This is a genomic window from Idiomarina baltica OS145 (assembly GCF_000152885.1).
GTDB classification, from domain to species: domain Bacteria; phylum Pseudomonadota; class Gammaproteobacteria; order Enterobacterales; family Alteromonadaceae; genus Idiomarina; species Idiomarina baltica.
In genome coordinates, this window is sequence record NZ_CH672405.1 from 91834 (window position 1) to 104032 (window position 12199).

Below are 12199 nucleotides of genomic sequence, written 5' to 3' on the forward strand. Positions count from 1 at the left end.
AGCTTTTTTACGCCTGAGCGGTTAAAGCAGACTAAGCTGCTTTAACATCAAACCGATCAGCATCCATTACCTTAACCCAAGCTTCGATGAAGTCTTTTACAAACTTCTCTTGGTTATCATCTTGCGCATACAGCTCAGAATAAGCACGCAAAATTGAGTTTGAACCAAATACCAAATCAATACGATTGGCTGTCCACTTGACCGTATCAGTCGCTCGATCACGGACTTCATAATGATCACCCGCTTTCTTCCAGACATTTTCCATATCAGTCAAGTTGACAAAGAAGTCATTGGTCAATGTGCCCACACGGTCAGTGAAAACGCCATGTTTGGATTCACCATAGTTCGCGCCAAGTACGCGTAGACCACCGACGAGCACTGTCATCTCAGGTGCCGTTAACCCCATCAGTTGAGTACGGTCGAGCATCAACTCCTCTGCTGAAACTTGGTAGTCCTTCTTCAAGTAATTGCGGTACCCGTCGTGTAAGGGCTCAAGTGGTTCAAAGCTCTCAGCGTCGGTCCACTCGTCGGTCGCGTCACCGCGCCCTGGCGTGAACGGGACAGTGAAATCGTATCCTGCTTTGTGCACAGCTTTCTCAACTGCGGCCGTGCCACCTAAAACAATCAAGTCAGCAATACTTACAGGCTTGTCGAGTTCGCTTCGAACACGCTCTAACGTCGCCAACACACGTTGTAATTTCTCGGGCTCATTACCGTGCCAATCCTTTTGTGGAGCAAGACGAATGCGGGCGCCATTAGCACCGCCACGATAGTCTGACCCACGGAATGTACGTGCACTATCCCATGCCGTAGAAATCAACTCGTAATCGGTTAAACCGCTTTCAAGTAGCTTTTTCTTGAGCTCAGCCACTTCGCTATCAGACAGGCTGTAGTCCACTTTCGGGATTGGATCTTGCCAGATCAAATCCTCTTCAGGCACATCGGCTCCAAGATACCGATCTTTTGGACCTAAATCGCGGTGCGTCAATTTAAACCAAGCACGCGCAAACACTTCGGCAAAATAGTCGGGATTATTGTAAAACTTCTCAGAAATCTTGCGATACTCTGGATCTTTAATCATCGCCATGTCGGCGTCCGTCATGATTGGGTTGTGACGAATCGAAGGATCCTCTACATCAACGGGCTTGTCTTCCTCTTTGATGTCGATAGGTTCCCACTGCCAAGCGCCTGCCGGGCTTTTCTTAAGTTCCCAATCATAGTTGAATAACAAGTAGAAGTAGCCGTTATCCCACTGAGTAGGATGAGTTGTCCAAGCGCCTTCAATACCGCTCGACATTGTGTCACGTCCCATACCCTTGCCAGCGCTGTTGCGCCAGCCTAGGCCTTGCTCTTCCACATCGGCTGCTTCAGGTTCAGGGCCTAAATTCTCTTCTTTTCCGTTACCATGACATTTACCAACCGTGTGACCACCGGCTGTCAAAGCGACCGTTTCCTCATCATTCATAGCCATGCGTTTGAACGTTTCACGCACGTCTTTCGCAGTACGCAACGGATCGGGTTGACCGTCAACACCCTCTGGGTTGACATAGATAAGACCCATTTGCACGGCGGCTAACGGATTCTCGAGTGACTCACGCTCTTGATCGGAGTCATAACGGTTCTTAGTTGCATCCAACCATTCTTTCTCACTACCCCAATAAATATCTTCTTCTGGATGCCAGATATCTTCGCGTCCCCCGGCAAAACCGAACACCTTGAGCCCCATTGACTCATAGGCCATGGTACCAGCAAGAATAAACAAGTCAGCCCAAGACAGTTTGTTGCCGTATTTCTTTTTCACCGGCCACAACAGACGGCGTGCTTTATCTAAACTTACGTTGTCAGGCCAGCTGTTTAACGGTGCAAAACGTTGATTACCTGTACCGCCACCACCGCGGCCATCAGCGAGACGATAAGAACCTGCTGAGTGCCACGCCATACGAATCATAAAACCGCCATAGTGACCCCAGTCGGCTGGCCACCAAGACTTACTGTCGGTCATCAATTTTTTTACGTCTTCCTTTAACTCTTCCAAGTTTATTTTTTTAAACTCTTCTGCGTAGTTAAAGCCCGCATCCATCGGGTTCGCTTTGGTGTCGTGCTGACGTAAAATCTCGAGCTTAAGTGAATTGGGCCACCAGTGGGTGTTCGTTTTGCCTGTGTTTGTCATACTGCCGTGCATGACTGGACATTTACCTGAACTCATATGTCGCTTCCCTCTTTTCGTTGTATTGAGATAACTACGAACCTTTCTACTGATTAGATTTATAGCACTCAGAGGGCAAATAGCCCAAGGTTATTAAAACGGTCACCTTAAAAGATTTTTTCGATTAGAGTTTAAGGAATACTTGATCTTTGTTGATTTATTAAACAAACTAAATGATAACATACGGATTACTTTTACAAGCCCACTCTGCCTTATGAAACGATTTCTACTTTATTTTCTTGTTTTTGTGACCCCACTCGTATCAGCCAGCGATTTTGCTGGTATTTGGCGCGGTGAGCTTGAAGTTGGGCGCGGTGCTTCTATCGTATTAGCGTTTGATATCAATCAAGATACAGACGGTGAGATTAGCGTCTTTATCGACAGTCCCAATCAAGGCATGTACGATTTCCCAGCGTCCTCAGTCACTGTGAATAATAATCAGCTGACCATTAAAGTTGACAAGCTCAAAGCTCAATTTGTCGGTCAAGTTGATGACCAAGTATTGAGCGGTGAATGGCAGCAAGGCCAAGCGACGCCAATTAAACTGACGCGTTTAAACAACCAAGACAAACAACGGCTGCGTTTTGAAGGGGCCTACAAAGGCACGTTAGAGATAAATAGTCGCACAACATTACCCCTACAACTTAACATTGCGGTTGTCGCCGATGGGTACTTAGCGACCCTCGATAGCCCAGCCCAAGAGTCCTTTGGCATTCCAATTAATCAAATTAACATCGGTGACCAACAACTTACTTTTAGCTCTAGCCTGATTGGCGCATCATACACAGGCACCGTGACCAAGGATGAATCATCAGATTGCTATCGAGGACAGTTTTCCCAGGGCGGGAAACTACCTCTTACCTTGTGTCTTGAGCAAACGAAGACCGCTTCGACTCAACAACAGTTAGACCCTGCCGCGTTCAACGTCGATGGCGCGGTGATCACTTATAGTAATGACCGCTGGCAAATAAAACGATTTACTCACCAAGTACCTGCGAATGCTCAATTTGAGATTGGTTCAGTGACAAAAACCATGGTGGCGTTTTTACTGGCTAAGGATTTGGCAAATGGAGTATTAGCGAGTGATGCGCAGTTGGGTAACATTTGGGACGAGTTATCAAAACCGGTCAGTGAAATCAGTTTAGTTTCGCTTGCTACCCATTTTTCAGGCTTACCGCGTTTACCTGCCAACCTCGACGTCGACGACGATCTGAATCCGTATGCAGACTATCATCTCAATCAGTTATCGGACGCCCTTCGCAACACCGATTTAGCATCACCCGTAGGTTATCAGTATTCTAACTTTGGCTACTCCGTGCTCGCCGAAACATTGGTTGCTTTTCATCATCAATCGCTCGATACACTGCTCACTGAATCCGTATTTAGACCATTAAACATGAACCATAGTTATCTTGCTCTGGAAAATGAGGAGCATGTTAAAGCGCATATTCACGCGCTTGCTCAAGGACATCGGTTTGATGGTCGTTCAGCACCACACTGGTATTTCGATGCGATGGCGGGTGCTGGCGCCGTGGTATCCACGGTTGATGATATGGTTGCTTATTTGAAGCTGATGATGCAACCGCCCGACTCACAAACCGAAACCGTCGCGACCGTGTTAGCACCACGCGAATCACTCAGCCAACAAACGCAACAAGCACTGGGTTGGTTAATTCAACGCAACGGCCAACAAGAATGGGCTTGGCACAACGGTCAAACAGCGGGGTTCACCAGTTATGTTGGATTTACATTAGATGGACGTCGCGGCGTCGTGCTACTGAGTAACCAGGCACGCCCAGTTACTCAGTTAGGTCAGCAGCTGCTGCTAGCACCTGCGGACTAATTACTCTAGGTTAAGCGGATCATCCAACGACCGAGAGGGCTCAGTAAACCATTTCGGTCCCTCATCGGTCATATAAAAATGATCTTCTAACCGGACACCAAATTGTTCTGGCTGTATTAACATGGGTTCATTACTAAAACACATACCGGGCGCTAAGGGTGTTTCGTCTCCGCCCACTAGATAAGGCCATTCGTGTAAGTCCATGCCGATACCATGCCCTGTTCTATGAGGCACTCCCGGTAGCTGATAATCCGGTTTAAGGGATAAACGAGCAAGCTCCTGCCGCACTGCGTCATCCACGCTAGAGCATGGCTCGCCTAGATGCGCCGAGTCAAAAGCGACTTGTTGCAATTGACGCTCATATTGCCAAAACTCACGTTGCTCAGACGTCGCTTCACCAAAAGCGTACGTACGCGTGATATCAGAGTGATAACCATGCAACTTGCAACCTGTATCAATCAACACCCAGTCGTTAGCGTTCAAGTACTGTTCGTGCTGTACGCCGTGCGGATAGCTGGTTGCTTGACCAAATAGGACGATACAGAAAAAAGAGCCCGAAGCACCAACTCGACGATGTGCTTCATCAATGAATGTCCGCACTTCCGTCGCACTCATCCCCTCTTTCAGCATCGATGCTGTCGCGCGATGAACAGCAATCGTCATATCCATGGCAGTTTGAATGAGTGCAAGTTCGGCCTCTGACTTGTGCATTCGACATTCAGCAATAACCGTTTTGGCATCACATAACTGCTGTGCCGGGACGTATTCCTCCAGTCGAGCGACGAAACTGTAGGCCGTTGACTCGTCAATGCCCAGCCTTAATTTAGCGCCGAACGTGTCCTTTAACGTGCTTGCCATCAGCTCAATGGGCGATTCATGCTCCTCCCACAGTAATGGCTCAAGGGGGACCTGCATCGCTTGCTTTAGTGAACCGAGTTCGAAAGCCGGAGCAATAAGCCGCGGTGTACCTTCAACTGGGATAATTGCCCCCACTAACCGTTCGCTCGGGTACCAACGCAACCCTGTAAAGTACTCAAGATTCGTACCCGCATTAAGGTAAATAGCATCGATTCCCTGCGCTTTCATGAGAGTCTGAGCGCGCTCGATACGTTGATTAAACTCGTCAATACCAATTGGTTTAGCTCCCTTTGCCCTATTCACCAATTGGTTTAATGCTTCGTTCTGTGTTTGATAACCAATACCACGCGTCATACTGCACTCCAGCCTTAAGTAATGAAAACTCAAATATTGAACAGCAAGGCTCGCATGGCGTACACCAAAAGGCAAACCATTGCTTTTTGAATGCACACTCAGAAGGGTTTCAATTACTTAAAATAATAGTACAATAGATGCTATATTTATTCGAAAATATAGGGGTATCGTGTGTTCAACTTTGACATACTGAGTCAGTATTTTCTTGCGATTTATTTTACTATTATAGCCGTTCACTACAGTAGTGTTGCGCTTGGCCGAAAAGCAAGAACACAACAAACACAAGTGCACGTAGGCAAGGCTCTGAGCGCATCATGGTGGATAAGACAAACCTTCAATATGTTTCGTTCGGCAATATTAGCCATTTGTATTGCTCGTTTAGTGTGGGATATTGACACCCAGCTTGGCGTGATTGAGGTGATTTATCAGCCCGTAACCGTTTATTCTGGGGTTATTCTGATGCTTTGTTCGTTTTTCTTAGTAAGTTTTAGTCACGCTTACATGCAATCCGAGTGGCGTTCGGGCATTGATGACGATTCGCAACACCCCCTGCTAGTGAGTGGTCCATTTAAACGAACCCGCAACCCTATCTTTAAGGGCGTGTTGCTCGGTCAACTCGGTTTGTTTTTAACCTTCCCTTCACTATTTACACTCGTCTGCCTTATCACGGGCGTTACCATGATTTGTCTCCAAGTTCGTCAGGAAGAAATAGCGCTCGAAAAAAGCCATGGGGACGTCTATATCCAGTACAAGCAAAAGACACCGCGTTGGCTCTAATTCAGTGTTATAAATTGCACTGTTCACAGCGAGCTTGCCCGGTAACCCAGCGTGATATACGGTTACGATGTTTGGCAAATAATAAATAAGCTCGGTCAGCAAACCAACGGATCACGGGCCATCGCAGGGGCGCGATATAAGCGCCCTTCCCAACCGCCTGCCAAGCAGCGTGAGTGACATCAAGACCGTATATTGCGTTCCCATCGGCGTTGATACCATGTAAAAATTGATTGGCGGCATCTGGATCGATGTCGGGGTACCGCGCACTGAAATCCTTCACATTAATATTTTCAAACGCCAGTTTATTGTTGGTATCTAAACGCTTTAAGTGACGCATTTCCTTCACACATAAAGGGCATCCGCCATCATAAAAAATGAGCACCTTGCCACTGGTCTTCGGTTTACTTTTTGACACAAGACACCTCAAATTAGGTTTCAATTTGTTCCCTTTAAAATACGATTTATTCCGAGTTATCGATTAATGAGTCGAGCCGTTTCTCAGTTAACGCGTACACCGTTTGTAGCTTTCTACCGATAGCGAACATGATAATTCGAACTAATCTAGTCAACGAAAGTCACTTTAACTGAGAGTCTTTATGAAAGTTTTTTTTAATATTTCAGCATTCGCCTTAATTGCATCAGTTTCTTTTCCTAGTTTTGCTCAAAGCGCATTTACCATGCCCGCACAATCCCTCAACCAGTTAACATTTAGCGGTTTAAGTACTGAAACCGACTTAGATGGCGGCTCTACACAAAATGCATTTGATGGTGGTGGCGCTCGTGCTGAACTTCAACTGCAATGGCAAAATGATTGGTACGTTGGTGTCTCAGGTCAATTTTCCGAAGTCAGCCATAACGACATTGACATGCTCACTGACCAAATGAGTATACGACTAGGCACACAACATTTCTTATCAGCGGACACACGGTTGTTTTCAGAGTTATTCATACAACGTCTTACGGTTGAAGTTGACGACGGCACCACGCGTACAGAAGATCAAGAAACGGGTCCTGGCATTGAGCTTGGTATTGAACACCAAACTCAAACTCAGCTAACGCTATTTGCTTCTGCGAGCTATAGCCGCCTCACACGCGATGTGCGCTATTGGCAGACCGAATTGGGCGCGTTTTACATGATGAACCCACGCACTGCACTTGGCGTCAGCTATCAACGCCGCACTGCCTCTGATACCGATTATCGACAAGACAACTATCTTCTCAACCTACGTTTTTGGTTTTAAGTGGGGTTGTCCATCTGAACGTGGCATACTTGGCATTTTGTGAGGCAAGTATGCCCTATGGATCTTAACCATCAATGTCCCTGCGGTAGCGAAAAGAGTTTTAAACACTGCTGCCATTTGTTATTGAGTGATCGAACACTCGCACAAACACCCGAACAACTCATGCGATCGCGTTATACGGCGTACGTAATTGGCGACTTGCCCTATATACGCAAGACATGGCACCGAGATTACTGTCCCCCAGACCTATCACTTGAGGGATTACCTGAATTCATCCGTTTACAAATCGTATCTCACAGTCACTCAAATAACCGAGGTTACGTTCACTTTCGCGCATTCTATTATACGCAGGATGAACTCACATGGATGGAAGAACAAAGTCAGTTTGTTAAGCTATCTGAATGCTGGCTCTACACAACAGGAGAAGTAAAATAGCCAGCTCATCACTCAAACCCTCTGTCATTTGCTATAAAAACAAGGGTTTTTACTCGCGTGGGTGAACTGTTTACTCTAAACTTCGGTAAAATAAGTGTAAATTTGCAGAATGTACTCACTAATCACAACAAATAAAGGGGATGTCCATGAGCGAAAACAAGGATATAGATGAAAGTAAGGCGGAGAAGGATCCGATGATCCCGGATGGGGAGGTCAACCCCATCAATACCGATTACAAAGTTGGACAAGACAACGTCGTGATGAATTTAGGCCCGTTTGGATTAGACTTCCACAATCGGGTTTTTGCTGTTTCAGGCCTTGCAATTGTTGCATTCGTTCTCTTTGCTTTAATTTTCCAAGAACAAGCTGAACCATTATTTAGTGGAATTCGTGGTTGGCTTACATCAAATCTTGATTGGTTCTTCTTAAGCGCGGCTAATATTTTTGTCGTGGTTGCACTGGTCCTAATCTTTACACCACTCGGTCGCGTTCGCATTGGCGGCACAGAGGCCAAACCAGACTTCTCATACATGGGTTGGTTCTCGATGCTGTTTGCTGCAGGTATGGGTATCGGCCTTATGTTTTATGGTGTGTCTGAGCCGATTTCCCACTTCTCGTCTTCGCTCGGGGGTATCTCCATGGAAAATGGAGTGCGTACCGACTGGGCGCCATTAGGTGCTGCTGGCGGCAATGAAGCAGCTGCACGCGAATTAGGCATGGCAGCGACTATCTTCCACTGGGCACTTCACCCATGGGCTATTTATGCAATCCTAGCTTTGGGTCTAGCGCTCTTTTCATTTAACAAAGGCTTGCCTCTGACTGTTCGTTCAATTTTCTACCCGATTTTGAAAGAGCGCGTTTGGGGATGGCCAGGTCACATTATCGATACCATCGCTATCTTAGCGACGCTATTCGGGCTTGCGACCTCGCTCGGGCTTGGTGCCTCACAAGCTGCCGCTGGACTCAACTTTCTGTTTGATGTACCCAAAGGGGATACGACAGAAATTCTTCTCGTTATGGGTATCACAGCCATCGCACTCACATCGGTGCTGGCAGGTTTAGAATCAGGTGTACAGCGTTTATCGCAGATCAATATGACGTTAGCGGCGCTACTCCTTCTATTCGTCATTATTGTCGGCCCCACGCTCGCAATTATCACTGGTTTCGGCGAAAACTTAGTCAACTATATTGCTAACCTACCTGCCTTATCTAATCCTGTAGGACGTGAAGACTTAAACTTCACTCAAGGCTGGACATCGTTCTACTGGGCTTGGTGGATTGCATGGTCACCGTTCGTTGGTATGTTCATCGCACGTGTATCTCGCGGTCGTACTGTGCGTGAATTCTTAGTATCGGTATTGTTGGTACCTTCACTGGCTTGTGTATTCTGGATGTCTGTATTTGGTAATATTGCTATCGAACAGGTGATTAACGGAGCACAAGACTTGGTTGACGCGGATCTTTCGTTGAAACTATTTGTTATGCTTGAAGGATTACCATGGGCGTCAGTGACTTCATTCATCGGAATCATACTGGTCATCGTATTTTTCGTCACCTCGTCTGACTCAGGCTCTTTAGTTATCGACACCATCAGTGCGGGTGGTAAAGTTGAAGCGCCTGTACCCCAGCGTATTTTCTGGTGTACCTTCGAGGGATTGGTCGCAATCGCCTTGATACTTGGTGGTGGACTTGTCGCACTACAAGCAATGGCTGTTTCTGCGGGTCTACCATTTACTATCGTATTGTTGGCGGCCTGCGTCGCCGTTATTCAGGGCTTGCGTTCTGAACCACGAATCGGTAAAAACGGATAACACGCAGCTGTTGTCTTCAAACAAAAGCGGCGCACTAAGCGCCGCTTTTTTGTACCTGAGGTGATGTCATGGAAGCCGAACACGTCGAAATACTAAATTTCATTAAACAATATGCACCCTTCACTATTCTGCCCGAAGCGGAATTACAAACGATCTCACAACAAATCGAGGTCGGCTATTTTCAGAAGGGTGATCAGGTGCTTGAGTACAACCAACCTATTTCTGATCTCCATGTGATTCGTAGCGGCGCCATAGAAACGTATAAGCGCAACGGCGAACTTTTTAATCGCTTAAGTGCCGGAGGTTTTTTCGGTGAAGCCGGCTTATTACGTAAAGGCCGTGTACGTTATCCTGTAAAAGCGTTAGAAGACAGCCTGATTTACTATGTACCCGGTGCCCTATTTAATCGGCTTTACGACGAATACGACGCCTTTGCGGATGCGGTTGAGGTTGAAGAACACCAACGCGTTAATTTAGCCGTGCGCGAACGCGAGCAGCGTAACGATTTATTTATTGAAACCGTCGAAACATTGTTGAGTCGGCAGCCTGTTATTATCGAGTCTGATGCCAGTATTATAGAGGCCGCTCAAAAAATGACTGACGAGCAAGTTTCGTCATTACTCATTTGTGGTGATAACCCTGATGACGTACTCGGTATTATTACCGACAAAGATTTACGCAAGCGTGTACTTGCCGTTGAACGTGCTCCCAGCGATCCCGTACGTGACGTGATGTCCTCGAACTTAGTTTATATTGAGCATAATCAACGCATATTTGAAGCGATGTTAACCATGCTCAGGACTAACCTGCATCATTTACCTGTATTAAAAAAGCAGCGCTTGATTGGTGTTATTGCCTTATCTGACGTCGTGCGTCACGAATCGAAATCAAGTCTTTACGTAGTCAGTAGTATCTTTAAACAAAATACGTTTGAAGAGTTGGCGCAGTTAAAAGAAAGTGTAGAAGCAAGCTTTGTGCGTTTGGTCAACGAAGACGCTAATTCACGAATGATTGGCTCAGCGATGGCCACCATCGGTCGTAGCTTCAAGCAACGCCTTTTGGAGTTAGCGGAAATCGAATTAGGTCCACCACCCATTCCCTACTGCTTTCTCGCACTTGGTTCAATGGCGCGTGATGAACAATCTATCGTAACCGACCAAGATAACGCACTGGTATTACACGACGACTTTAATCCTAAAGAACACGATGCCTATTTCAAAGCTTTGGCTAAGTTTGTCTCGGACGGTTTGCATGAATGCGGCTATACGTATTGCACAGGTGGTATTATGGCAACCAATAACCAGTGGCGACAACCGCTGCGCGTTTGGAAGAAATACTTCACCGACTGGATTGATAACCCCTCTCCCGAACGCTTACTGCACTCCTCTATCTTTTTTGACTTAGACGGCGTATGGGGTGAGTTTAGTTTTGCCAAACAACTGAATGAATTAATTCGTGTAAAAGCCAAAAATAATAAGCGTTTCTTAGGCTCTATGGCGCGTAATGCGTTGAGTCGAACACCACCGCTGGGCTTTTTCAAAGATTTCGTGATGGAAAAGGATGGTAAGCACCGCGACAGTATCAATACGAAACGACGCGGCACAGCACCGGTGGCTGATCTGATTCGCGTACATGCGCTCGCGGTCGGCTCGACGCAACGCAACTCGTTTGCTCGCCTTGAGGATATCATGGAGGCAAACATACTGCCCAAAGGTCGGGGACCGGATTTACGTGACGCCCTCGAGTTAATCTCAATGGTGCGTATTCGACACCAGGCTATTGCCCTAACGGAGGGCGACACGCCCGATAATAATGTCGCGCCCGAGCAACTATCGGATTTTGAACGCAAAAACCTAAAAGATGCTTTTCAGATCCTCAGTAATGCACAGAAATACTTACGCTATCGCTATGCAGGAGGCTAAGCCGGCATGTTTTATTTAAAGCCGCGTGAGGTGATTAATTCGGATGCTGAGCGTGATTGGTCAATGGACTTCTCGACATGGGCTGCCCATGTCAGCACCCCGATGTTTAAACACTATTTTGAACAGGGCATGGTTAACAAAGAGACTTTGATTAAAGACGCTCCGATGGTCGCCGTTGATTTCGAGACCACAGGCTTAGATTGTCAACGTAATAGCATCGTCAGTATTGCTGTCGTACCTATGTCCGCTCAACGGATCTTTATGTCGCAAGCGCGGCAATGGGTGGTCAAACCGCGACAAGACTTAACGGACGAATCTGTCGTTATTCACGGTATTACTCACTCTGATATTCAATCCGCTCCTGATATCGAGGCTATTTTGCCTGAGCTATTGGATTTAGTCGCGGGCAAGATTTGGGTCGTTCATTACAACGGAATCGAGCGCCCTTTCCTACAAAAAGCAATGGATGCGCGTTTCAATGAACATATCCATTTTCCTGTCATCGATACCATGGCCATTGAAGCACGCTTTCACCGTCAACGTCGTTCGTTTTGGTCAAGGTTAATGGGTAAGCGTCCCCTATCTATTCGTCTTGCCGATAGTCGCGAGCGCTATAACTTGCCCTTTTACGCACCCCATGATGCGCTCACCGATGCGCTTGCATGTGCTGAGCTCTTACAAGCGCAAATCCGTCATCGCTACAGTCTGGATTCGCCGCTGCAAGATATTTGGTTGCCCTAGTGAAAGATATT

At 46.7% G+C, this 12199-nt stretch carries 10 protein-coding genes; 7 read left to right on the forward strand and 3 right to left on the reverse strand.

Annotated features, from left to right (window positions below):
* Positions 1 to 31: 31 nt before the first annotated feature.
* Positions 32 to 2206 carry a catalase/peroxidase HPI gene (katG, locus tag OS145_RS06330; protein WP_006955425.1) on the reverse strand — a complete coding sequence of 725 codons (2175 nt, stop codon included), beginning with the start codon at positions 2204 to 2206 and terminating at the stop codon, positions 32 to 34.
* Positions 2207 to 2420: 214 nt separating this feature from the next.
* Here katG and OS145_RS13000 point away from each other — a divergent pair, with 214 nt between their 5' ends.
* Positions 2421 to 4049: a serine hydrolase domain-containing protein gene (locus OS145_RS13000; protein WP_006955426.1), complete on the forward strand. Its 1629-nt coding sequence runs from the start codon at positions 2421 to 2423 to the stop codon at positions 4047 to 4049.
* On the opposite strand, the gene OS145_RS06345 is transcribed toward OS145_RS13000, so the two are convergent.
* Positions 4050 to 5261 carry a M24 family metallopeptidase gene (locus OS145_RS06345; protein ID WP_006955427.1) on the reverse strand — a complete coding sequence of 404 codons (1212 nt, stop codon included), beginning with the start codon at positions 5259 to 5261 and terminating at the stop codon, positions 4050 to 4052.
* A gap of 171 nt (positions 5262 to 5432) precedes the next feature.
* Between OS145_RS06345 and OS145_RS06350 the strand changes: the two genes are divergently transcribed.
* Positions 5433 to 6038: a methyltransferase family protein gene (locus tag OS145_RS06350; RefSeq protein ID WP_006955428.1), complete on the forward strand. Its 606-nt coding sequence runs from the start codon at positions 5433 to 5435 to the stop codon at positions 6036 to 6038.
* 7 nt (positions 6039 to 6045) lie between these two features.
* Here OS145_RS06350 and OS145_RS06355 read toward each other — a convergent pair whose 3' ends face one another.
* Positions 6046 to 6420: a thiol-disulfide oxidoreductase DCC family protein gene (locus OS145_RS06355; RefSeq protein WP_040487915.1), complete on the reverse strand. Its 375-nt coding sequence runs from the start codon at positions 6418 to 6420 to the stop codon at positions 6046 to 6048.
* Between the two features lie 214 nt (positions 6421 to 6634).
* Here OS145_RS06355 and OS145_RS06360 point away from each other — a divergent pair, with 214 nt between their 5' ends.
* The 5 genes from OS145_RS06360 to OS145_RS06375 all read left to right on the forward strand — a co-directional run bounded on the left by OS145_RS06360 (position 6635) and on the right by OS145_RS06375 (position 12188).
* Positions 6635 to 7279, forward strand: a complete 645-nt coding sequence (locus tag OS145_RS06360; protein ID WP_006955430.1) for an outer membrane beta-barrel protein — start codon at positions 6635 to 6637, stop codon at positions 7277 to 7279.
* Positions 7280 to 7336: 57 nt separating this feature from the next.
* The gene (locus OS145_RS13295; protein WP_116287543.1) at positions 7337 to 7714 is read left to right on the forward strand and encodes a YchJ family protein; all 378 of its coding nucleotides are present in this window, start codon (positions 7337 to 7339) and stop codon (positions 7712 to 7714) included.
* Positions 7715 to 7860: 146 nt separating this feature from the next.
* The gene (locus OS145_RS06365) at positions 7861 to 9525 is read left to right on the forward strand and encodes a BCCT family transporter (RefSeq protein ID WP_006955432.1); all 1665 of its coding nucleotides are present in this window, start codon (positions 7861 to 7863) and stop codon (positions 9523 to 9525) included.
* A 68-nt stretch (positions 9526 to 9593) separates the two neighbouring features.
* Entirely contained in the window at positions 9594 to 11447 is a 1854-nt protein-coding gene (locus tag OS145_RS06370) for a DUF294 nucleotidyltransferase-like domain-containing protein (RefSeq protein WP_006955433.1), read from the forward strand.
* Between the two features lie 6 nt (positions 11448 to 11453).
* Positions 11454 to 12188, forward strand: a complete 735-nt coding sequence (locus OS145_RS06375; protein ID WP_006955434.1) for a 3'-5' exonuclease — start codon at positions 11454 to 11456, stop codon at positions 12186 to 12188.
* Positions 12189 to 12199: the final 11 nt, after the last annotated feature.

Coding starts and splice junctions, on each gene's coding strand:
- OS145_RS06360 (WP_006955430.1), top strand. CDS start 6,635: ATGAAAGTTTTTTTTAATATTTCAGCATTCGCCTTAATTGCATCAGTT.
- OS145_RS06375 (WP_006955434.1), top strand. CDS start 11,454: ATGTTTTATTTAAAGCCGCGTGAGGTGATTAATTCGGATGCTGAGCGT.
- OS145_RS13295 (WP_116287543.1), top strand. CDS start 7,337: ATGGATCTTAACCATCAATGTCCCTGCGGTAGCGAAAAGAGTTTTAAA.
- OS145_RS13000 (WP_006955426.1), top strand. CDS start 2,421: ATGAAACGATTTCTACTTTATTTTCTTGTTTTTGTGACCCCACTCGTA.
- OS145_RS06365 (WP_006955432.1), top strand. CDS start 7,861: ATGAGCGAAAACAAGGATATAGATGAAAGTAAGGCGGAGAAGGATCCG.
- OS145_RS06345 (WP_006955427.1), bottom strand. CDS start 5,261: ATGACGCGTGGTATTGGTTATCAAACACAGAACGAAGCATTAAACCAA.
- OS145_RS06370 (WP_006955433.1), top strand. CDS start 9,594: ATGGAAGCCGAACACGTCGAAATACTAAATTTCATTAAACAATATGCA.
- katG (WP_006955425.1), bottom strand. CDS start 2,206: ATGAGTTCAGGTAAATGTCCAGTCATGCACGGCAGTATGACAAACACA.